This is a genomic window from Salifodinibacter halophilus (genome assembly GCA_012999515.1).
GTDB lineage: Bacteria > Pseudomonadota > Gammaproteobacteria > Nevskiales > Salinisphaeraceae > Salifodinibacter > Salifodinibacter halophilus.
On record JABEEB010000403.1, the window covers coordinates 1 to 258 of the forward strand.

The 258-nt window shown below is 64.0% G+C and carries 1 protein-coding gene; it reads right to left on the reverse strand.

Going from position 1 to position 258, the window contains the following annotated elements; all coding sequences use genetic code 11:
• Positions 1 to 258: hypothetical protein (locus HKX41_12210; protein NNC24899.1), on the reverse strand; the 258-nt coding region annotated here is incomplete at both ends.

Consider the following 258-nt stretch of genomic DNA (forward strand, 5'->3'; position numbering starts at 1 on the left):
CGTTCGCCCTCGCGCTCTTCCGCTGCCAACCGCTCGGCGTACAGCCCCAACAACTCATCTTCGGAAAGTGGTTCGTCGGAGTGAATTGCCGTCATCAGGGCTGGCAGCGGGTCGCGGCTGCTCTTGTCCTCGAAGCGGGGAAGGGTTTCCGCGAGGTACTGCCCCGTTGCGACGCCGTCGACGCGATCCGGTTCCGACATTCTCGTGTTGATCAGCCGGAACGCCGCGGCGTCATCGTCCGATGTGGAGGAAGTCGAC